Genomic DNA, 21,494 nt, shown 5'->3' with positions numbered 1-21,494 from the left:
CCCCTCCTAGGTGACCGGGCGACCCCGCCAGGTGAGCCGGCGTCGCTTCCGCAGATGGTACGACCGGACGGTCAGCCAACCCAGGACCACGACCGACACGGGGTGCGCCAGCGCGTCGGGCCAGGCCCGGCCGCCGGTGGCCCGGGCGCTGACCACGCGTCCCGCGACGCCGGCCAGGTAGGCGCCGAACGCCACCCCGGCCACCGTCGGCGCGCCGGCCACCAGCGCGGCCACGGCCAGCAGCGGCGGCGCGGTGTAGAGCAGGAGCAGCAGGGCCAGCACGACGGCCGCGCCGGCCGGATGCCCGAACGAGGCCCAGAGCGACTTGGTGTAGCCGTCGCGTAGCTGCGGCCAGTCCTCGTACATCCGGCAGGAGGCCAGCCGGGAGCCGTCGGCCAGCGCGATCCGCCCGCCGGACCGCTTCACCGCCCGGGCCAGCTCGATGTCCTCCAGCACCTTGTCGGCCACCGCCGCGTGCCCGCCGGCCCGCAGGTAGCCGGCCCGGTCCACGACCAGGAACTGCCCGCCGGCGGCGGCCAGCGAGGGCCGCCGCGAGCGTTCCATCGCGCGCAGCGGCAGGAACGTCAGCCACAACCACTGCAACAGCGGCTGCACCAGTCGGTCGGCCGCCGTCCGCACCACGATCCGGGGGTACGGCGACAGCAGCGTCGCGCCGGCCGCGCGCAACTCGGTCACCGCCGCCGCGACCGCGTACGGGGTGAGCACCACGTCGGCGTCGACGAACGCCAGCACGGTCGGCTCCGGGTCGGCGCGGGTGGCGAGCTGCCAGCAGGCGTGCGGCTTGCCCAGCCAGCCGGGCGGCGGCGCGACGCCGGTGAGCAGCGTGACCCGACTGTCGGCGCCGGCCACCGCGCGGACCACGTCGGCGGTGCCGTCGGTGGACCCGTCGTCGAGCACCACGATTCGCAGCCCGGGCACGCCGCGTTGGGCGAGCAGCGCGCGCAGGCACGGGGTGACCCGGTCGGCCTCGTCGCGCAGCGGCAGCAGCACCGCCACCGGCTCGGTCACCTCGGCCGGGCCGCCGGTCGGGCGGCGCAGCCAGGCGACGGCGTTGACGAGCGTGTGCCCGGTGAGCGCGGCGACCGCCACCACCAGCGCGAGCGCGGCGGTCATGCCGGCGCGTCGACCCGGGGCGCGGCATCCGGGGCGGCGGCGCGGTCGCGTCGGGCCCGCCACAGCACCACCGCCAGCGGCACCGCGGCCACCGCCATGCCGGCCGCGCCCCACAGCGCGGACGCGGGCAGCCGGAGGAAGACCGCGTGCGCCAGCACGCTGGAGGCGTACGTCCAGAGGTAGAGCGCGAACATCGGGCCGTCCCGGCCGTCCACCCGGTCGACGGACGGCCCGGCGAGCGGAGGCAGCGCGGCGGCGAGCAGCACCGCGAAGCCCAGCCAGCCGAGATAGTTGCTGACCGGGATGCCGGGCAGGCCGGGCAGCGCCGGGGTGGCGTCGAGCCAGGTCCAGTAGCCCTCGGCCACCATCTGCGGGTCGAGGAACAGATCCCACGCCGCGAGCCCCACCGCCGCCAGCGCGACCCGGGCGGCGCGGGAGCGGGTGAGCCGGACCGCGGTGAGCCACGCCGGCCAGGCCATCCAGGTCCAGGCCAGCGGGATGATCAGTGGCACGCCGGCCAGCTTCGGGCCCAGCTCGCCGGAGTAGTCGTAGCTGCCGAACGGGAACCCGGTGGCCACGCCGAGCGCCTCGACCGCGAACCCGCCGCCGGTGACGAGCGCGACCAGCGCGGCGGCGACCCGGGCGCCCCGGGTGAGCAGCGCGTGGCCGACGGAGAGCAGCCAGCCGAGCACCACGGTGGCCACGGTCAGCCCGGCGCGGGTCGTGCCGCCGGTGAGCGGGTAGCAGATCTGGGCGAGGACCAGCACGGCCAGCAGCGCCCAGGGCACCCGGGCGCGGCTCATGTCGTCCCCGGCTCGGGGGCGGGCAGCGGCAGGTCCCGGCCGAGCACGCCGAACGGCCGCTCGTCGCCGGGGAAGTGGAAGTGCCGCAGCACGTCGACGAAGCCGAACCGGCGGTAGAGCCGCCACGCCCGCGACGCCTGCTCGTCCGCCTCCGGGGTGGAGAGCAGGGTGGTGTCGCCCTCGGCCATGGTGAGCAGCGCGCGGAGCTGACGGGCGCCCACACCGTGCCCCTGCGCGGGCGGGCGGACGTGCAGTTCGACCACCTCGAACGGGCGGGCCAGCCAGCGTTGCCGGGCCTGCGCGTTCAACGCCCGGTACACCTGGTCGTGCCACCACTGGCCGGTGGCGCCGAGGTAGCCGTACCCGAAGCCGGCCAGGTGCCCCTCGGTGGTCAGGCTGGCGACGGCCCGGAACCCGGGTCGGCGGACGTGGGTGGCGATGTAGCCGCGCCGGGCCTCCAGCAGGTCGGCGCGGTAGCCCATCGCCTCGCCGTAGACGGCGACCACGTCGTCCAGCCGCCGGACCAGGTCGTTTGGCGTCCACCGCACCAGCCTCATGCGTTCCCTCTCGCGGAGTCGGGGTCGCCCTCGGCGGCGACCCAGCCGAGCACCGTACGGTCGCCGCGGACGTCGCCCACCGCGAACCGCGCGAACAGTTCCTCCGCGTACCAGCCCTCGGTGGGGGTACGGGTGATCGCGGCGCGGTGCTCGGGGGAACGGTACGCGAACGCGACGAGGTCCGCCGGATCACGCCACACGCTCACCGTGCCCTGCCAGCCCAGCGGCGCCTCGCCGACGCCGAACCGGGCGAGCAGCCCCGGCGCGGCGTGCAGCTCACCGGCGACCGGCGGGATGGCCCGCCAGAACGTGGCCGCCCGACGGGCCCGCAGTCGGGCCCGGGTCAGCGCCAGCACCGGCCCGGTGACCCGCCCGCCGGCCGGGGCGCCGAACGGCTCCCGGCCGGACCACCGGCCCCGGCTGGTCAGCGGGCGCAGGTCCACCCGGACGGCGGCGTCGGCGATCCGGGCCCAGGAACGGGCGACCGGGGAGGTGTCGAAGCGGGTCGCGTCGGCCGGGGAGTCCCAGACCACCAGCGCGGCCCACCGGGTCAGGTCGGCGTCGCCCGGCCCGAAGCCGGTGCCGGTCCCGGTGCCGAGCAGCTTGGCGAAGCGGACACCGGACAGCCGGCGCAGCCGCGCCGGGTGGGTCGCCATCCGGGCCAGCGCCCCGGGCACGGCCCGCCGGGGGACGCGCCACACGTGCAGCGTGACCAGGTCGGGGTTCACGCCACCCCGGCCGGGTCGCCGCCGGTGATCCGCAGCAGTTCCGCGTACGTGGTGGGGAACACCGCCTGCGGCACGCCGCCGGCCGCCCACAGCTCCGGGTACCCCTCGAGGGCGGTGTCGACCAGGGTGCGCAACGGCCCGGGGTGGCCGACCGGGGCGACCCCGCCGATCACCTGCCCGGTGTGCCGTTTGACGAAGTCGGGGGTGGCCCGGCGCAGGTGGGTCACGCCCAGCGTGGCGGCCAGCCCGGCGGTGTCCACCCGGTGCGCGCCGGAGGTGAGCACCAGCAGCGGCTTGCCGTCCGCGTCGAAGACCAGTGAGTTGGCGATGGCGCCGACGTCGACGCCGAGCGCCGCGGCCGCCGCGGCGGCGGTGTGCACCGCCTCGGGCAGCAGCCGGACGGCGCTGGCCCGGCCGGACCCGTCCCGTGCGCCCGCGTCGTCGAGCGCCCGCTGCACCGCCCGCACGTTCGGATGTGGTTGTGACTGCATGCCCCGATTCTCCCCCCACCCGGTCCCCGGCCGGACCCGGGTGTGTTGATCATGAGGTTGGCGGTGTCGCCCCTCGGCGTGTCGGACCGTCAACCTCATGGTCGACCGGTGGGTGGCGGGTGGAGCGCGGGTGCGGGGTGCGGGTGTGGAGCAGGGCCTGGATGCCGTCGAGGATGCGGGCGAGGCCGAAGTCCAGGGTGGGGTCGGGGGTGGTGGGGGAGTCGCGGGTGGGGGCGGTGGACCGGGGGGCGGGGTCGGACAGGGCGGCGGCGAGGGCCGGGAAGCGGTCCTCGCGGCCGTGCACCAGCGCGCCGAACGCCGCCTCCCGGCCGGACCCGGGCGGGAGGCCGGCCAGGTTGCGGGCGTGCCCGACCAGCAGCGTGGCCACGTCGAGCCGCTCGGACGCGGTGAGCCCGGTGCCGGCGAGCGCGGCGACGACGCGTTCCACCCAGGCCAGCTCGTTCGGGCCGGGCAGCCGCGCGCCGACGGCTGCCGCCTGCGCCCAGGGATGCCGGCGGAACCGCTCGACCAGCCGCCGGGTCCAGTCGTCGAGCTGCCCGCGCCAGCCCGCCCCGACCGGCGCCGGGGGCGCGGCCCGGTCGGCAGTCGGGGCCGGCGTCGGCTCACCCCGCGCACCCGGCGCCGGAACGTCGGGTGCGGCCGGGTCGACGGCCGGGGCCGGAGGCGGCTCGCCCAGCGCCGCGTCCAGCATCAGGGCGACCAGCTCGGCCCGGCCCGGCACGTAGCGGTAGAGCGCCATCTTGGTCACCGCCAGCGACTCGGCGACCCGCTGCATGGTCAGCCCGTCGAGCCCGTCCGCGTCGGCGACGGCGATGCCGGCGCGGGCCACGACGGCGGGTGAGAGCGTGGGACGCGGCCCGCGCCGGGGCCCGACGGGCGTGCCCCAGAGCAACTCGAACAGCCGCTTCTTGTCGACCTCACCGGTCCCCACGAGTTCATCCTCCCCGGCATCCGTCCGTCAGCGGAGAAGATACGGCCCGGGAGCCGGGCCAGCCCGGGGTGGCCCGGACCCGGCCGGCGGCGTCCACCAGCAGGGCCGCGTACCCGTCCAGGGTGGCCAGCCAGTCCAGCGCGTCCGTGCCGCGGGCGACGGCCGCGGTCGCGTACACGTCGGCCCAGAGCAGTTCGGGACCGACCACGGTGACCGACCGGACCGCCTCGGCCGGCCGCCCGGCGCGCGGGTCGGTGATGTGCGCGCCGCGCCGCGCGGTGCCGGAGGTGGCGATTGCGCCGGCGGCCCGCTCGACCACGTCGAGCACCAGGTCCGGACGGTCGGGGTCCTCGATCCCGATCCGCCAGGCCGGCCGGCCCGGCCCGGCCCGCAGCAGCACGTCCCCGCCGGCGTTCAGGCACAGGTCGTGGTCGGCCAGGTCGGTCAGGTGCCGGGCGGCCCGTTCCACCGCCCAGCCCTTGACCAGGCCGGACGGGTCGTAGCCGGTGCCGCCCCGCGGCAGCGGCAGGCGGCGGGCGTCGAACCAGCCGCCGGTCCGCACGCGGGCCGTCTCGCAGAGCCCGGCCACCTCGCGCACCAGCGGGTCGGCGGTGGCCGCCGGACCGGGCGGCGCGCCGCGCAGGCGGCCCAGCACGCTGTCCGGCCGGTACGTGCTGAACACCGCGTCGACCGCACGCAGCTCGGCGAAGAGCCGGGCCACCCGCTCCTCGACCGCCCCGGTACGCACCCGCGGGCCGCGCAGGTGCACGCTGACCGGTAGCCCCATCACCTGGGCCACCCAGGCCCGCCGGTCGCTCATCCGAGGTGCGCCGCGTCGATGGCGGACTGGAGCGACTCCCGGTAGCCGTCGCTGGTGACGGTGGCTCCGGAGACGCTGTCGATCCGGGCGCTCTGCGCCGCGAGCGCCTCCTGCCGCAGGATCGGCACCGCGTAGTCGTTGATCTCCTGGTCCCGCCGGTTGCCGTCGGGCACCTGCACGGCGGTGACGTCGGTGATCTTCCCGCCGGAGACGGTGATCTTCACCTGCACCGGCCCCCACCGGGTCTGCGCCACCGACCCGGTGGCCGTGCCGCTGTCGCCGCCGGTGGGGCTGCCGGTGCCGCCGTCGCCGGTGCCGGTGCCGCCGTCGGTGGTGGCGCCGCCGGCGGACGGGTCGGCGCCGGTGCCGCCGTCCGTGCCGCTCCACGAGCCGCCGCCCGGGTCGGTCCCGGCCGCGACCGCGCCGCTCTCCCCGGCGCCCATGGTGCTGGTCCGGTAGCTGAACAGCAGCACCAACGCGGCCACGGTGGACAGCAGCCAGATGGTGATCCGTCGCACGGATCCTCCCTTCGCGCCTGTCACCAGGCGAACCGTTCGTGATGGACGTGCGCGTCGGGCACTCCGGCCGCGCGGGTCGCGGCGCGGACGGCGTCGACCCAGCCGTCCGGGCCGCAGAGGAAGACGTCGTGCCCGGCCACGCCGGGGGAGAGCCGGCGCAACGCCTCGGCCTCGGCGAGCCCCTCGGCGTACGCCGGCAGCCAGGACGGCCGCGCCGCCCGGGGGCCGACCAGGTGGTGCACCACCAGCCCGCGCTCCGCGACGAGCCGGTCCAGCTCGGCGGAGAAGGCCAGGTCCTCCCCGGTACGCGCGCGGTAGGCGAGCACCGCCTGCCCCGGCGCGTACGGCAGCTCCCAGAGCAACGCCAGCAGCGGGGTGAGGCCGACGCCGCAGGCCAGCATGGTGATCCCGCCGCCCCGCCAGTGCTGCCCGGTGAGCCGCCCGTACGGCCCCTCGATCAGCACCCGGGTGCCGGGGCGCAGGGCGGCCACCCGGGCGCTGTCGTCGCCCAGGTCCTTGACCGTGATCCGCATCAGGTCGCCGCGCGGCGGCGCGGACAGCGAGTACGGGTGGGCCCGGGACCAGCCCGGCCCGTCCAGGAACCGCCAGAGCAGGAACTGCCCGGCCCGGACCGGCAGCCGGTGCAGGTCCCGCCCGCGCAGCCAGACCGAGGTGACCCCGGGCGCCTCGGGCACCACCGCGGCCACCTCGATCCGGTGCCGCAGCGAGCGCCAGGCCGGCAGGCCGAGCCGCCAGATCAACACGCTGGCCAGCGCCAGCAGGTAGACCGTCCACCAGTAGGCGCGGGCGAGCGGCGAGGCGATGAAGTCGGCGCCGGTCCAGAGCTGGTGCGGCAGCGCCAGCGCGACGCCCAGGTAGGCGTAGAGGTGCAGCAGGTGCCAGGACTCGTAGCGCAGCCGCCGTCGGGCCGCGCGGACCGAGGTGACCACCACCAGCACCAGCAGCGCCAGCGCCGCGGTGGCCAACAGCATCCCCGGGTACGTGACGACCAGGTCCCAGGCTTCGGCGAGCACCCCCTGGCGGGCGGTGCCGGCGTACCCGAGGACGGTCAGCAGCACGTGCGCCAGGAGCAGGTGGAACGAGGTGAAACCGGCGAGCCGGTGCCAACGGGCGATCCGGTCCTGGCCGAAGCGACGCTCCAGCAGGGGCACCCGGGCCATCAGCACCACCTGGATCAGCATCAGGTCGGCGCTGACCAGGCCGGTGAGCCGGCCGAGCGAGGTGAGTCCGGAGGCCGTGCCGGCCAGCAGCTCCTGCACGCCACGGTCGGCGGTCCAGAGGGCGGTGACGACCAGCAGGCTGAGCGCGGCGAGGCCGCCGGCGACGTCGGCCCACCAGGCGGGGGCGGCCGGCGGGGTGCGGCGCACCGTGCGCCGGCCGGCCACGGTGGCGGTCACCGGAAGGGCTTTTCGGTACGGCTGACGTTCATGGGGGTAACCCTGGTCCGACGAGTTCCGGGCCGCCTTTGCCGCGGCTGTGCGCCGGCTGGGAATCCGGCCGCCCGCCCGGCGTGTCCCGGGCACGTCACACGTTGCGTTTTCGTCGGTGGGGAGGTGTACTGTCAGGGTAGTTAGAACGAGTGTTCGATTGGATCGCGTTTGACGCGGGTCGCGGTTGACCCGCTCCGTACGCGCTCGGGTCGCCCACCCGTTCTCCAGCTCCGGAAGCGGTGTTTCGCGGCGCCGACTTCCGGACAAGGTGCGGCTCCGCGGGCCGCACCGGGCTTCGGACAGTCGCGAGTCCGAGCCCGTCAGGCAGGTCGTCGCCCGCCGCCCACGACCCCCGGGCGGCGGGCGACGGACCCGCCGGCACGCCGGCCGGGTGTGGGTGTGGGGAAGCGTCCACATCCGGCCGGCCGCCACCTGAGGTGCGTCTTCCTCCGCACCGACCGCTCCGGGCGACCGGGCGACGGTTTCCCCCGTCGCGCGACCGCCCGCCCCGGCCACACGCGGAGGAGAGACCCATGCCGACCAGTCCGGCCCAGGCGCCCACGGTGCCCGCGCACGTGCTGCCGCACCGCACCCCCGCCCAGTTGCTCGCGGTGGCCCGCGAGGGGTTGGCCGAGGCCGCCCGCACCCGCCCCGACGGTCTCCGGTACGCCGCCGCCCACCTCGCGGCGCTGCGCGCCGCCGCCGCCGTGCTGGCCGCCCGGGCCCGGCCCGCGCCCACCCGGCGCAACCGGATCACCAGCGTCTGGGTGCTGCTCGCCACCGTCGCCCCCGAGCTGGACGAGTGGGCCGCCTACTTCGCCGCCGGCGCCGGCAAGCGAGCCGCCGCCGAGGCCGGCATTCCCCGGGTGGTCACCGCCCGGGAGGCCGACGACCTGCTCCGGGCCGCCGAACAGTTCGTGACCGTGGTGGAGACCGCACTCGGCCGGCCGCACCAGCCGGCACTCGACGGCCTGCCCCGGCCCCTGCACCTCGGCGGCTCCGACACCGCGCCGCGCTCCGGGTCGGCTGCCGCGCCGCGAGCCGGGGCGGCCGCCGCCTGAAGTCGTGGCGTCCGGCCGCCATCGGCGGGACCCGGGGGGCCGGACGCCGCACCACACGGTCCAGCGCACCACATGATCCACAGCACCAACCACGGGCCGGCCCGTGGCGAAAACACGACGGGGGGTTGGTCCGATGGCGGGCCGCATGGTGGTCGGCTCCGCCGCCCTGGCCGAACTGGTGCGTCCGGCGAGTGCGCCCGACGCGGCCGGTGGCCACCGGGTGCTCCCCGTCCGGGCCGAGCTGACCGGGCTGCTGCCCAACCGTGGGCTGCGACGCGGCAGCACCGTCGCGGTCGGCGTCGGCCGACCCCGGCACAGCGGCGCCACCTCGCTGATCCTCGCGCTGCTCGCCGAGGCGTCCCGGGCCGGCTCGTGGTGCGCCGTGGTCGGTGTGCCCACGTTCGGGGCCGGCGCGGCGGCCGAGGCCGGGATCGCCCTGGACCGGCTCGCCCTGGTGCCCGATCCCGGGCCGGAGTGGCCCACCGTCGTCGCCGCGCTCATCGACGGGGTCGACGTGGTGGTCACCGCCGTGCCGGCCTCGGTCGCCGCCTCGGTCTCCGCCCGGCTGGCCGCCCGGGCCCGGCAACGTGGCAGCGTGCTGGTCCCGTACGGCCGGTGGGACGGGGCGGACGTGACGCTCCAGGTGGTCCGGGGCGTCTGGCAGGGGCTCGGGCCGGGGCGCGGGCGGCTGCGCCGCCGCGAGGTGACCGTCTCGGCCCGTGGCCGGGGCGCCGCCGCCCGACCCAAGGAGATCAAGGTGTGGCTGCCCGGCGACGAGCTGACCCGGGTGATCCCCCGCTCGGCCGGGTCCGGCGCCCCCGCCGCCCCGGGCCGCCGGCTGCGCGTGGTCGCCCCGGTGGCCGGGCCGTGAGCGCCCCGGCGCGGGCGCTGCTGCTGTGGTGCCCGGACTGGCCCGTCCTCGCGGCCGAGATCGTCGACGGCGTGCCCGCCACCGACCCGGTCGTGGTGCTGCACGCCAACCGGGTGGTGGCCTGCTCCGAGCGGGCCCGGGCCGAGGGGATCCGGCGCGGGCTGCGCCGGCGGGAGGCCCAGGGACGCTGCCCGCAGGTCACCGTGGTCGACCACGATCCTGGGCGGGACGCGCGGGCGTTCGAGCCGGTGGTGGCCGCCGTCGAGGAGGTGGTCGCCGGCGTCGAGGTGATCCGTCCCGGCGCCTGCGCGACGGCCGCCCGGGGGCCGAGCCGCTACCTCGGCGGTGAGGAGGCGGCGGCCGAACGGATCGTCGAGCACGTGGCCCAGAGCTGCGCGGTGGAGAGCCAGGTCGGCATCGCCGACGGGGTCTTCGCGGCCGGCCTGGCCGCCCGGGAGGGGCGGATCGTGCCCCCGGGCGGCACTGCGGCGTTCCTGGCCACCCGGCCGGTGGAGGCGCTCGGCCGGCCCGCCCTGGCCGACCTGCTGCGCCGCCTCGGCGTACGCACCCTCGGTGACTTCGCCGCGCTGCCCGCCGGGGACGTCCTGGCCCGGTTCGGCTTCGACGGGGCGTTGGCGCACCGGCTCGCCGCCGGGCGGGACGACCGACCGCTCGCGGTCCGGCGACCGCCCGCCGACCTGACCGTCACCGCCGAGCACGACGAGCCGATCGACCGGGTCGACGCCGCCGCGTTCGCCGCGCGGACGCTGGCCGAGCGACTGCACGAGCGGCTCGCCGCGTACGGGCTGGCCTGTACCCGGCTCGGGATCGAGGCGGTCACCGCGCACGGTCAGGAACTGCACCGGGTCTGGCGGCACGACGGCCTGCTCACCGCCGCGGCCATCGCCGACCGGGTCCGCTGGCAGCTCGACGGGTGGCTCTCCGGCAGCAACGGCCGGGGTGGGGCCCGTCCGGCCCGCCCGACCGCCGGGATCATCCGGCTGCGGCTGGTGCCGGACGGGGTGCTCGCCCAGGCCGGCCTGCAACCGGGGCTGTGGGGGGAGACCGGCGCGGAGCGGGAGCGGGCGCACCGCGCGTTGAACCGGGTGCAGGGCATCCTCGGCCCCGAGGCGGTGGTCACCGCCGTCCTGGGTGGGGGTCGCTCCCCGGCCGACCAGGTGCGTCTGGTCCCGTGGGGCGACGAGCGGGTGCCCGCCCGTCCCGGCCCCACCGTGCCGGGGCCGGCCCCGTCCGTCGGGCCGGCCTCCTCCGTCGGGTCAGGGCTGTCCGCCGTGCCGGCTCCGGCTGCCGGGTCGGCCCTCGCACCGGTCGGGTCCTCCGATCCGGGCCGGACGGCGGTGCGGACCGGTCGCCCGGCTGGCAAAAGCGGTCGGGCTGGCCGGGTCAGGGCGGTGCCCGAGCCGCCGTGGCCGGGGCGGATCCCGCCGCCGGCACCGGCCGTGGTGCTGCCCACCCCGCTGGCGGCCGAGGTGCACGACGCGGCGGGGGAGCCGGTCGTGGTGAGTGCCCGGCTGGCGGTCAGCGCGGCGCCGGCCCGGCTGACCGTGGGCACCGGCCGGCCGGCCGAGATCACCGGATGGGTCGGCCCGTGGCCGGTGGACGAGCGCTGGTGGGCGCCGGTCGAGGCCCGCCGTCGGGCCCGGTTCCAGGTCTGCCTGGCCGACGGCTCCGCCCTGCTGCTCGCCGTCGAGGGCGGGCAGTGGCTGGTGGAGGCCATCTATGACTGAGCAGCCCGCCCCGGTTCGGTGGCGTGCTGCCGTGCCGCGCCGACTTCTATCCGCCGGTGGCCACAAACTTGCCGGTGGCTACGAACTTGATGGCGTAAACGGATCGTGGCCCCTGACCGCTGTCGTCGTCGCCGTGATCCATCCGTGCCATCAAGTTCGTAGGCACTCGTGGGTCGACCCTCGGCCGGTGCACGTGGTTGGCGCGGGAGATCTGGGAAGCCCGTGGCCCCTCTGGGGGCCGAAATCTTCCAAGATCTCGACAGATCGCGCGCGGGGGAGCGCGGCATGAGCTTCCACAACCCGAGGATGCCCTGGTCGAAGCTGGAGCAGGTGCTCTCCGGACGGGCGAAGGGTGAGGGAGCCCGCGGTGAGCGGCACCTGCACGTGGTGGAGCCGCAGGTGGTGGACCCGCTCGCGGTCGACGCCGACGGCGGCGACGCCCCGGCCTGGAGCCGCAGACGCGAGGAGTACCGGCCGCCGGAGCTGACCCGCCCGGACGGCACGGTGCCCTACGCGGAGCTGCACGCGCACTCCAACTTCAGTTTCCTCGACGGGGCCAGCCATCCCGAGGAGCTGGCCGAGGAGGCGGCCCGGCTGGGGCTCACCGCGCTCGCCGTCACCGACCACGACGGCTTCTACGGCGTGGTGCGCTTCGCCGAGGCGGCCCGCGCGCTGCGGCTGCCGACGATCTTCGGGGCGGAGCTGTCGCTCGGGCTGCCCGGCCCGCAGAACGGCGAACCCGACCCGCTCGGCCGGCACCTGCTGGTGCTCGCGCACGGCCACGAGGGGTACGCGCGCCTCGCCGCCACCATCTCGCGGGCCCAGTTGCGCGGCGGTGAGAAGGGCCGCCCGGTCTACGGCGAGCTGGAGCAGATCGCCGCCGAGCTGAGGGACCACGTGCTGGTGCTCACCGGCTGCCGCAAGGGGCACGTGCCGGCCGCGCTGCTCACCGACGGGGTCGACGCGGCGGCGCGGGAACTGGACCGGTTGACCGCGTTGTTCGGCGCGGAGACGGTGGCGGTGGAGCTGACCGACCACGGCCACCCGGTCGACGCCGACCGCAACGACGCGCTGGCCGACCTGGCCGCCGCCGCCGGGCTGCCCACGGTGGCCACCAACAACGTGCACTACGCCACGCCGGGGCGACGTCGGCTGGCCACCACCCTGGCGGCGGTGCGGGCCCGGCGCAGCCTGGACGAGATCGACGGCTGGCTGCCCGCCGCGGCCACCGCCCACCTGCGCAGCGGCGCGGAGATGGCGGCGCGGTTCGCCGCGTACCCGGGGGCGGTGGCGCGGGCCGCCGAGTTCGGCGCGGAACTCGCGTTCGACCTGCACCTGGTCGCGCCGCAACTGCCGGCGTACCCGGTACCGGCCGGGCACACGGAGATGAGCTGGCTGCGGCGGCTGACCATGGACGGCGCCCGGGAGCGCTACGGCCCGCCCGAGGCGTACCCGGAGGCGTACGCGCAGCTGGAGCACGAGCTGCGGATGATCGACGAGCTGGGCTTCCCCGGCTACTTCCTGGTGGTCTACGACATCGTCACGTTCTGCCGGCAGCAGGACATCTACTGCCAGGGGCGGGGCTCGGCGGCCAACTCGGCGGTCTGCTACGCGCTGCGCATCACCAACGTGGACGCGGTCCGGCACCGGCTGCTGTTCGAGCGGTTCCTCGCCCCGGAACGGGACGGCCCGCCCGACATCGACGTGGACATCGAGTCCGACCGGCGGGAGGAGGTGATCCAGCACGTCTACGCCCGCTATGGCCGGGAGCACACCGCCCAGGTCGCCAACGTCATCTCGTACCGGCCCCGGTCGGCGGTGCGGGACGTGGCGAAGGCGTTCGGCTTCTCGCCCGGCCAGCAGGACGCCTGGAGCAAGCAGATCGACAGGTGGGGCTCGGTCGCCACGGTCGACGTGGCGGACATCCCCGAGCAGGTGGTCGCGTACGCGAACGAGTTGCAGACGTTCCCCCGGCACCTGGGCATCCACTCCGGCGGCATGGTGATCTGCGACCGGCCGGTGATCGAGGTGTGCCCGGTGGAGTGGGGTCGGATGCCCGGCCGCAGCGTGCTCCAGTGGGACAAGGACGACTGCGCCGCGGTCGGGCTGGTCAAGTTCGACCTGCTCGGCCTCGGCATGCTGTCCGCGCTGCACTACGGCTACGACATGATCGGGATGAGCCTGGACCTGGGCGGGATGACGCTCGACGACCCCGAGGTCTACGACATGCTCTGCCGGGCCGACTCGGTCGGCGTGTTCCAGGTGGAGAGCCGGGCCCAGATGGCCACGCTGCCCCGGCTCAAACCCCGCGAGTTCTACGACCTGGTGGTGGAGGTGGCGCTGATCCGGCCCGGCCCGATCCAGGGCGGCTCGGTGCACCCGTACATCCGGCGCAAGAACGGCCAGGAGCCGGTCACGTACGCGCACCCGCTGATGCGCAACGCGCTGGAGAAGACGCTCGGTGTGCCGCTGTTCCAGGAGCAGCTCATGCAGCTCGCCATCGACCTGGCCGGCTTCGACGCGGCCGGCGCGGACCAGTTGCGCCGGGCCATGGGCGCGAAACGCTCGGTGGAACGGATGGCCCGGATCGCCGACCGGCTCTACGCCGGGATGGCCGAGCGGGGCATCACCGGTGAGCTGGCCGACGACGTCTACCGCAAGCTCACCGCGTTCGCCAGCTACGGCTTCCCGGAGAGCCACGCGATGAGCTTCGCGTACCTGGTCTACGCCAGCTCGTGGCTGAAGCGCTACCACCCGGGCCCGTTCCTGGCCGCGCTGCTCAACGCGCAGCCGATGGGTTTCTACTCGCCGCAGACGCTGGCCGACGACGCCCGCCGGCACGGGGTGGAGGTACGCCGGCCGGACATCAACGCCAGCGGCGCCAGGGCGGTGCTGGAGTCGACGCCGGAGACCCGGTGGGGGAGCCTGCCGGGGGAGCCGCCGCACGCCTGGGGGCTGGGCGGGCCGGCGGTCCGGCTCGGGCTGGGCAGCGTCCGTACCCTCGGCGACGACGCGGCCGAGCGGATCGAGGCGGAGCGGGTCGCGCACGGGCCGTACCGGGACATGCCGGACCTGGCCCGACGGACCGGTCTGACCGCCGCGCAGCTGGAGGCGCTGGCCACCGCGGACGCGTTCGCCGGTTTCGGGCTGACCCGGCGGCAGGCGCTCTGGGCCGCCGGCGCGGCGGCCCAGGACCGGCCCGGCCGGCTGCCCGGCACGGTGACCGGCGCGGACCCGCCCACGCTGCCCGGCATGGCGGCGGTGGACCGGCTGGTCGCCGACGTCTGGGCCACCGGCCTGTCCCCGGAGAGCCACCCGGCCCGGTTCATCCGGGGTCGGCTGGACGCGCTGGGCGCGGTGCCGATCGCCCGCCTCGGCCAGGTGCCGCCCGGGCAGCGGATCCGGGTCGGCGGGATCGTCACCCACCGGCAGCGGCCGGCGACCGCCGGCGGGGTCACGTTCCTCAACCTGGAGGACGAGACCGGCATGCTCAACGTCACGTGTTCGCCGGGGCTGTGGCAGCGCTACCGTCGAATCGCCCGCACCAGCGGCGCGCTGGTGGTGCGGGGCCGGTTGCAGCGGCACGAGGGCGTCACGAACCTCACCGCGGACCGGCTGGACGCGATCGAGCCGCCCGTCACGCCGGCGTCCCGGGATTTCCGTTGACCGTAGTGATCCACATTACGGTTTCCCGGGGCCGGACACGGGAGACTCCCGGACACGGGTGGGCAGAGCGGCCCACCCGGGTATGGGGGATGAACCAGATGACCTTTCACAGCACGTACCCCGGTGGCGTGGCCAACGTCCGACGGACCCGGCTCGGCGCCGGGTGGGCGCCCACCCACGAGATCGAGCCGCGCGAGCACCAGGTGACCGACGGCCCGGTGGCCAACGCCCAGCGTTCCCGCGCCGAGGAGGACCCGGCCGGCGGCGGCGAGTCCTGACCCCTAGGCTCGGCGGGGTGGAGCAGACCCGAACCCTCACCCCCCGCACCGCCGTGATCTGGTCGGTGCTCCGGGCCGAGCTGAGCCGGCGGGCCGACGAACGGCTCGCCGTGCTCGACGTCGGCGGCGGGACCGGCGGCTTCGCCGTCCCGCTCGCCGAGGCCGGCCACCGGGTCACCGTGGTCGACGCCAGCCCCGACGCGCTCGCCGCGCTGACCCGCCGGGCCGCCGAGGCCGGGGTCGCCGATCGGGTACGCGCGACGCAGGGCGACGCCGACGCGCTCGCCGGGCTGGTCGAACCGGCCTCGGTGGACCTGGTGCTCTGCCACTCCGTCCTGGAGGTGGTCGACGACCCGCAGCCGGTGACGGCGGCGCTGGTCGCCGCGCTGCGTCCCGGCGGCGCGGCCAGCGTGCTGGTCGCCGCGCGGGCCGCCGCGGTGCTCGGCCGGGCGATGAACGGGCAGCTCGACGCTGCCGCCGCGCTGGCGGCCGACCCGCACGGCACCGCCGGGGGCCGGGACACGCTGCGCCGCCGCTACGACGCCGACGGCGCGACCGCGCTGCTCACCGCCGCCGGGCTCGTCGTCGAGGAGATCCACGGCGTACGCGTGCTCGCCGACCTGTTGCCGGCCGCCGTGGCCGACGGTCAGCCGGCCGCCCTGGTGGAGTTGGAACGGGCCCTGGCCGGTCGGTCGCCGTACCGGGACCTGGCCGCCCAACTGCACCTGTTCGCCCGCCGCCCGGCATGACCGGCCCCGTCCCGGCCCCACTGGACCGGGTCGCGCCCCGATACGACGGCGGCAGCCTGGTCGACGTGCTGCCCAGCGCGCTGTCGCTGCTCGGCGTGCCCGGCGCGGTCGACCGGCTCGACCTGACTCCCCGGCTCGCCGGGGTCCGCCGGGTCGCCGTGCTGCTCGTCGACGGCCTCGGCTGGCACCAGATCCCCACCGCCGCCCGGTACGCGCCGACGCTGGCCGGGCTGGCCGCCACCACCGGCACGCCGCTCACCGTGGGGTTCCCCTCCACCACCCCGACCAGCCTGGTCGGCCTCGGCACCGGCGCCCCGTCGGGCGCGCACGGCGTGCTCGGCTTCACGGTCCGGGTGCCCGGCACCGACCGGGTGCTCACCCACGTCGACTGGGCCGGCGATCCCGACCCGTTCCGCTGGCAACCGGTCCCCACCTGGTACGAGCGGGCCCGCGCCGCCGGCGTGGCGGTGACCGTGGTGAGCCGCCCCGAGTTCGCCGGCAGCGGCCTGACGCTGGCCGCCAACCGGGGCGGCGACTACCGGGGCGCGGCCGGGATCGACGCGCTCGCCGCCCGGATGCTCACCGCGCTGGCCGCCGGCGTCGGGCCCACGCTGGTCTCCGGCTACCACCCCGACCTGGACCGGCACGGGCACCTCAGCGGCGTCGACTCCGCGCCCTGGCGGACCGCGGCCACGGAGGTGGACGCGCTGCTGGCCCGCCTGCTGGACGGGTTGCCGCCGGACGCCGCGCTGCTGGTCACCGCCGACCACGGCCAGCTCGACATTCCCGCCGGGCACCGGATCGACCTGGACGCCGATCCTCGGCTGCGGGCCGGGGTGCGGGTGGTGGCCGGCGAGCCCCGGGTCCGTTACCTGCACGTGGAGCCGGGCGCCGAGGCCGACGTGGTGGCCGCCTGGCGTGGGGTGCTGGGCGGGGCGGCCGACGTGCTGACCCGGGCGGAGGCGGTGGCCACCGGCTGGTTCGGGCCGGTGCCGGAGGCACACCTGGCCCGGATCGGTGACGTGGTGGTGGTCTGCCGGGACACGTACGCGGTGGTCGCCACCCGGTCCGAGCCGCCGATGGTGTCGCGGCTGGTGGCGTACCACGGCGCGGACACCGCCGCGGAGATGACCGTCCCGCTGCTGGTGGTCCGGGGCTGACCGGTCCGGCCGGGCCCAACCGGACGGGGCTGACCGGTGGGGTTGTCGGACCGGCGGGCTAGCCTGCGGGCATGGGCCGCAGCCAGTCGTTGCCCCGGGGCGGCGGTGACCCGCGCTTCGGGCCGGACGCCGACGACACCGGCTGTTCCATCCTGCACGTCGACATGGACGCGTTCTTCGCCTCGGTGGAGGTGCGTCGCCGCCCCGAGCTGCGTGGCCGGCCGGTGGTGGTGGGCGGCGTCGGTCCACGCGGCGTGGTCAGCTCCGCCAGCTACGAGGCCCGGGAATTCGGGGTCCGTAGTGCGATGCCCACCGCCCGGGCGCGGGCGCTCTGCCCGGGCGCGGTCTACCTGCCGCCCGACTTCACCGCCTACTCGGCCGCGTCCCGGGCGGTCATGCAGATCTTCCGGGACGTCACCCCGCTGGTCGAGCCGCTCTCCCTGGACGAGGCGTTCCTCGACGTGGCCGGTGCCCGCCGGCTGTTCGGGCGACCGGCGGCCATCGCCGCGCTGATCCGTCGCCGGGTGGCCGAGGAGCAGCGGCTGACCTGCTCGGTCGGGGTGGGGCCGACGAAGTTCGTGGCCAAGCTGGGCTCCACCCGGGCCAAGCCGGACGGCCTGCTCGTGGTGCCCGCCGACCGGGTGCTGGACTTCCTGCACCCGCTGCCGGTGTCGGCGCTGTGGGGGGTGGGGGAACGCTCGGCGGAGGCGTTGCGCCGGCTCGGCCTGCGTACGGTGCGCGACCTGGCGGAGGCGCCGGCCGGTCTGCTGCGTCGGGCGGTGGGCGAGGCGTCCGCGACGCACCTGCACGAGCTGGCCCGGGGGCGGGACCCGCGCGGGGTCTCCCCGGAGCAGGTGGAGAAGTCGATCGGGGCGGAGGTCACGTTCGACACCGACGTCACCGACCCGGTCGAGATCCGGCGCGCGCTGCTCGCCCTGGCCGAGAAGGCGGGCGCCCGGCTGCGGGCGGCCGGTCAGGTGGGTCGCACGGTGTCGCTGAAGGTCCGGTTCGCCGATTTCCGCACGATCAGTCGTTCCCGCACGCTCGGCGTGCCGACCGATACCGCACGGGAGATGTTCGACACGGTGTGGGCGCTCTGGCTCGCTCTCGCCCCTGGCGAGGCGGTTCGCCTGGTCGGCGTACGGATGGAGGGGTTGGCCGCGGCGGAGGAGACGCCGCAGCAGCTCACCCTGGGTGCGCCGGAGCGGGGGTGGCGGGAGGCGGAAGCGGCGGCGGACGCGGCGGCCGCCCGTTTCGGGCGGTCCGTCATAGGTCCGGCCAGTCTTCTCGGCCGGCGCGATCCACGACAAGTCGAAAAACCGACCCGGCCGTAGGTCGTCCCGCTTTCCGACGCGCGAGCCCCCTCGTAGACTTGCGGGTAAGCAGCCGGTTGGCTGCCACGGTCTGTCGGCCCGACCGGGCCGACCAACGTGACCGGGGAGGAGTGCCGTGCCGCTCTCGGAGCACGAGCAGCGGCTGTTCGAGCAGATCGAGCGGTCGCTTGCCGAGGATCCCAAGTTCGCCTCGGCCGTGCGCGCCAGCGACCCGCGTTTCCACGCGCGGCGTCGCGTGCTCGTCGCTGCCGGCGTGGTCGTCGCTGGTCTGGCACTGTTGATCTACGGTGCCGTGATCAAGATTCCTGCGGTGGCCGTGGCGGGCTTCGTCGTCATGCTGGCCTCGTTGGGCTACGCGGTGCAGTCGCACCGCCGGTCCCAGTCGCCCGACCTGCACGTGGTGGGCGGCACAACGACAAGTCGGCGTCGTCCCCGTGGCCGCAGTGGCCGCCGGGGCTCCTTCCTCGACCGGATGGAGGACCGCTGGCGGCAGCGCCCGGAGGGCCACCGCTGACCACGCCCCGCCCCTGACCCGGGCGGGGCCGCGACGGACGCTTGCCGGCTGTGCCGGCAAGCGCATTCGCCGCGTCACCCCCCACCCCGTGCGTTGTCCCCCTGATTGACGGAAAGAGTGGTTATCCGGGCCCGGATAACCACTCTTTCCGTCAATCAGTGACGGGGGAGGGGAGAGGGAGGGGGAGGGGTCAGCGGGCGGGGCGGTTGGCCAGCAGGCGACGCGGGTTCCAGCGCAGCATCCGCTGCCGGGCCTGCCCGGTGACGGTGACCAGGCGGGCCGACCGCTCGGCCAGGGCGGTCTGCCACCGCGCCAGCACCGACGGCGGCAGCACCGCCGCCAGCAGCCGGGTCCGCCGGTCCGCCCGGGCGGCGAGCGCTCCCCGGACCGTCCGCAGGGCCGGCTGCAACTCGGCGTCGGTCAGCGGGTCACGGGCGTACCGGGCCCGCTCCTCGGCCCGACCCAGCAGCCGTACCCCGGTCACCGCGCCGGCGTCCTCGACCAGCGCCTCCCGGCTCAACCGCTCGGCAGTGGCCCGCGGCGTCTCCGTGCCGTCCACCGGCACATGGAAGTCGACAAGCGTGTCGAGCAGTTCGTCCCAGGCGGCGTGCGCGTCGGCGCGGGCCGCCTCGGCGTCCACCCCGACCACCATCTCGGGGCCGCGGCCCCGCTGCCCGGGCACGGCCATCGCGGTGGCCGCCGGCAGAGTCGCCCGGACCCGCCGCCGACGACGCAGCGCGGAGCGGCGCAGGGCCGGCGCGGCCAGCAACGCCAGCAGCGCGAGCACCCCGGCCAGCCACCACGGCCAGACCCGGTCCTGCCGGGTCGGCCCGTTGTCGCCGACCGCCAGGCCCTGGTCGGCGTCCTTGTCCAGGCGGTCCGGTTCGTTCGGGCCGGCCGACGGGTCGGTCGCGTCGGGCGCGGCGCTGCTGCCCGGCGCGGGGGTGATCTCCTCCGGGGCGTCGGTGTCCGGGGCCCAGGCCGACCGCACCGAACCCGGGATGCTCGCCGCCGGGGTGGCGTCGAACGGCACCCAGCCGATGCCGCCGAAGTAGACCTCGGTCCAGGCGTGCAGGTTCTGGTTGGTCAGCACGTAGGAGCCGTCGCCGCCGTTGCTGCCGTTGGTGAACCCCACCGCCACCCGGGCCGGTACGCCGGCCGCCCGCACCAGCCAGGCCATGGCCGCCGCGTACTGCTGGCAGTAGCCGACCTTGGTGGCCAGGAAGTCGGTGATGTCGTCCCCGCTGCTGCCGGCGCGGGTGGAGAGCGCGTAGGTGAACCCGTTCTCCACCGAGAAGTAGTCGTAGACCGCCCGGACCTTGTCGTAGTCCGTCTGCCGGCCCTTCACCAGCCGCTCGACCAGCCGGTCGACGGCCGGGACCGACGGGGTGACGGTCTGCTGGCGCAGCACCGCGCTGTCCGACGGCAGGGACGGCGCGGCGCGCAGCGCCGCCGGGCTGAACGTCGACCGCACGTAGTCGAAGGAGTAGCGCTTGCCGCGGGCGTTGTCCCGGCTGGAGAAGACGATCTGCTGCTGCGGGTCGTAGCGCCAGTTGCCGGCCAGGTCATCGGTCTTCACCGGCTCGGCGTAGACCGGCATCAGTGGCATGTTCAGGTTCTTCGTCACCTCGACGGTGGCGCGGTAGCGCTGCTGCTCGACCCCGCGGGGCGCGCGTTCGGCCGGATCGGGCAGGCCGCGGGTGACCGGCTGCCCGCTGGGCACGCGCGCCTGGAAACCGCTCGGCCGCAGATCGTCCACCACGCCGAGGCGCAGGTAGAACGGGTTCGGCTCGTTGGTGGTGACCTTGACCAGGTCGAACCGCTCGCTCTGGTTGAGCTGCCCGCTGAGCGCGGCGAACAGGTCGATCCGGCCCGTGCTGCCGCCCTGGCCGGGCCGCCCGTTGCCGTCGCCGGGGCCGCTGCCGAGGTTGCTCATCAGACCGCCGGTCATCCCCGGCACGGCCAGCGGCAGCGCCACCGCCACCACCACCCCGACCACGGCCAGCCGGCGGCCGGCCGCGGCCAGCGGCGACGCCTCCCAGACGTCGACGTCGCGGCCCTCGCCGGTGAACCGGCGCCCGAACCGGCGCACCCGGTCGACGTTGTCGGTGACCAGCAGCCACAGGTAGCCGGCGGCGCCCACCACGAACGGGGTGGCCGGGACGCTGTCCACGTAGACCGCCACCGGCACCGAGTAGATGGCCAGCATCGGCAGCCCGGCCAGCGCCGGCCGGCGCAGCCCGACCGCGAGCACGTCCACCACCACGGCCACCGCGCCGATGCCGAGCACGGCGAGGAAGAGCAGCGAGTCGACGTCGGGCACCTTGACGCCGTAGCCGCGCATGTCCTGCAACGAGGTCTGGAGCAGGTCGCCGAAGTGGGCGAACGTGGCCGGGGTCGGCACGAACGCGAACGCCTCGGTGCCGCCCGGGAAGACCCACGTCAGGCCCAGCGTCAGGCCGGCCAGCATGGCCAGCAACTGGCCCCAGAGCGGGGCCCGCCCCAGCCGGGCCAGCGTCGCCGCGCCGGCCACCACGGCGACCACGATGGCCGCCTGGACCAGCCACGTCCAGCGTTCGAAGATCGCCGACAGCGGAGCCGCCGCCAGCAGCGTCGCCGCCGCGGCGACGAAGCCGATGTTGCGGTGCGGGATCACCGA

General features: G+C 76.3%; 19 protein-coding genes. 9 read left to right on the top strand and 10 right to left on the bottom strand.

The features are described 5' to 3' along the window. Nucleotides 1-6 precede the first annotated feature (6 nt). The 9 genes from TPA0908_RS09480 to TPA0908_RS09440 are packed head-to-tail and all read right to left on the bottom strand — an operon-like array spanning nucleotide 7 to nucleotide 7,421. Nucleotides 7-1,134 carry a glycosyltransferase family 2 protein gene (locus TPA0908_RS09480; protein WP_281936640.1) on the bottom strand — a complete coding sequence of 376 codons (1,128 nt, stop codon included), beginning with the start codon at nucleotides 1,132-1,134 and terminating at the stop codon, nucleotides 7-9. Then, a complete protein-coding gene (locus TPA0908_RS09475) occupies nucleotides 1,131-1,937 on the bottom strand; it encodes a carotenoid biosynthesis protein (RefSeq protein WP_281936639.1) in 807 nt (268 codons plus the stop codon). Before TPA0908_RS09475 ends, TPA0908_RS09480 begins: the two co-directional genes overlap by 4 nt. Next, nucleotides 1,934-2,494 carry a GNAT family N-acetyltransferase gene (locus TPA0908_RS09470; RefSeq protein ID WP_281936637.1) on the bottom strand — a complete coding sequence of 187 codons (561 nt, stop codon included), beginning with the start codon at nucleotides 2,492-2,494 and terminating at the stop codon, nucleotides 1,934-1,936. The genes TPA0908_RS09475 and TPA0908_RS09470 overlap by 4 nt, the downstream gene beginning before the upstream one ends. After that, the gene (locus TPA0908_RS09465; RefSeq protein ID WP_281936635.1) at nucleotides 2,491-3,222 is read right to left on the bottom strand and encodes a monooxygenase; all 732 of its coding nucleotides are present in this window, start codon (nucleotides 3,220-3,222) and stop codon (nucleotides 2,491-2,493) included. Before TPA0908_RS09465 ends, TPA0908_RS09470 begins: the two co-directional genes overlap by 4 nt. Beyond that, nucleotides 3,219-3,713 (bottom strand): YbaK/EbsC family protein, encoded by a 495-nt coding sequence (locus tag TPA0908_RS09460; RefSeq protein ID WP_281936633.1) that lies wholly within the window; start codon nucleotides 3,711-3,713, stop codon nucleotides 3,219-3,221. Before TPA0908_RS09460 ends, TPA0908_RS09465 begins: the two co-directional genes overlap by 4 nt. A gap of 49 nt (nucleotides 3,714-3,762) precedes the next feature. Then, nucleotides 3,763-4,665, bottom strand: coding sequence for a TetR/AcrR family transcriptional regulator (locus tag TPA0908_RS09455; RefSeq protein WP_281936631.1), 903 nt, complete (start codon nucleotides 4,663-4,665; stop codon nucleotides 3,763-3,765). Between the two features lie 4 nt (nucleotides 4,666-4,669). Further along, a complete protein-coding gene (locus TPA0908_RS09450; RefSeq protein ID WP_281936629.1) occupies nucleotides 4,670-5,485 on the bottom strand; it encodes an FAD:protein FMN transferase in 816 nt (271 codons plus the stop codon). Then, a complete protein-coding gene (locus TPA0908_RS09445; RefSeq protein ID WP_281936627.1) occupies nucleotides 5,482-6,003 on the bottom strand; it encodes an FMN-binding protein in 522 nt (173 codons plus the stop codon). The genes TPA0908_RS09450 and TPA0908_RS09445 overlap by 4 nt, the downstream gene beginning before the upstream one ends. A gap of 20 nt (nucleotides 6,004-6,023) precedes the next feature. After that, the gene (locus TPA0908_RS09440; RefSeq protein WP_281936625.1) at nucleotides 6,024-7,421 is read right to left on the bottom strand and encodes a ferredoxin reductase family protein; all 1,398 of its coding nucleotides are present in this window, start codon (nucleotides 7,419-7,421) and stop codon (nucleotides 6,024-6,026) included. Nucleotides 7,422-7,987: 566 nt separating this feature from the next. Between TPA0908_RS09440 and TPA0908_RS09435 the strand changes: the two genes are divergently transcribed. The 9 genes from TPA0908_RS09435 (at nucleotide 7,988) to TPA0908_RS09395 (ending at nucleotide 18,835) form a co-directional block, all read left to right on the top strand. Continuing rightward, complete coding sequence (locus TPA0908_RS09435) at nucleotides 7,988-8,515, top strand: SAV_6107 family HEPN domain-containing protein (protein ID WP_281936623.1); 528 nt, start codon at nucleotides 7,988-7,990, stop codon at nucleotides 8,513-8,515. Nucleotides 8,516-8,648: 133 nt separating this feature from the next. After that, on the top strand, nucleotides 8,649-9,386 hold the full coding sequence (locus TPA0908_RS09430) for a hypothetical protein (protein ID WP_281936621.1): 738 nt from the start codon (nucleotides 8,649-8,651) through the stop codon (nucleotides 9,384-9,386). Continuing rightward, nucleotides 9,383-11,134, top strand: a complete 1,752-nt coding sequence (locus TPA0908_RS09425; RefSeq protein ID WP_281936619.1) for a DNA polymerase Y family protein — start codon at nucleotides 9,383-9,385, stop codon at nucleotides 11,132-11,134. The genes TPA0908_RS09430 and TPA0908_RS09425 overlap by 4 nt, the downstream gene beginning before the upstream one ends. Before the next feature lie 285 nt (nucleotides 11,135-11,419). Then, nucleotides 11,420-14,800, top strand: a complete 3,381-nt coding sequence (locus TPA0908_RS09420) for an error-prone DNA polymerase (protein ID WP_281936618.1) — start codon at nucleotides 11,420-11,422, stop codon at nucleotides 14,798-14,800. A 98-nt stretch (nucleotides 14,801-14,898) separates the two neighbouring features. Next, complete coding sequence (locus TPA0908_RS09415; RefSeq protein WP_107162619.1) at nucleotides 14,899-15,078, top strand: hypothetical protein; 180 nt, start codon at nucleotides 14,899-14,901, stop codon at nucleotides 15,076-15,078. 17 nt (nucleotides 15,079-15,095) lie between these two features. Further along, nucleotides 15,096-15,827 (top strand): methyltransferase domain-containing protein, encoded by a 732-nt coding sequence (locus TPA0908_RS09410; RefSeq protein WP_281936617.1) that lies wholly within the window; start codon nucleotides 15,096-15,098, stop codon nucleotides 15,825-15,827. Continuing rightward, a complete protein-coding gene (locus TPA0908_RS09405; protein WP_281936615.1) occupies nucleotides 15,824-16,987 on the top strand; it encodes an alkaline phosphatase family protein in 1,164 nt (387 codons plus the stop codon). Before TPA0908_RS09410 ends, TPA0908_RS09405 begins: the two co-directional genes overlap by 4 nt. A gap of 71 nt (nucleotides 16,988-17,058) precedes the next feature. After that, on the top strand, nucleotides 17,059-18,321 hold the full coding sequence (locus TPA0908_RS09400) for a DNA polymerase IV (RefSeq protein WP_281936613.1): 1,263 nt from the start codon (nucleotides 17,059-17,061) through the stop codon (nucleotides 18,319-18,321). 115 nt (nucleotides 18,322-18,436) lie between these two features. Further along, entirely contained in the window at nucleotides 18,437-18,835 is a 399-nt protein-coding gene (locus tag TPA0908_RS09395; protein ID WP_107162615.1) for a DUF3040 domain-containing protein, read from the top strand. Between the two features lie 190 nt (nucleotides 18,836-19,025). On the opposite strand, the gene TPA0908_RS09390 is transcribed toward TPA0908_RS09395, so the two are convergent. Beyond that, entirely contained in the window at nucleotides 19,026-21,491 is a 2,466-nt protein-coding gene (locus TPA0908_RS09390) for a transglutaminase TgpA family protein (protein ID WP_281936610.1), read from the bottom strand. Nucleotides 21,492-21,494: the final 3 nt, after the last annotated feature.

The sequence above is a fragment of the Micromonospora sp. AKA38 genome, from assembly GCF_027925725.1.
In the GTDB taxonomy this organism is placed as follows: Bacteria; Actinomycetota; Actinomycetes; order Mycobacteriales; family Micromonosporaceae; genus Micromonospora.
This window is presented reverse-complemented; position numbering and strand designations above follow the sequence as displayed.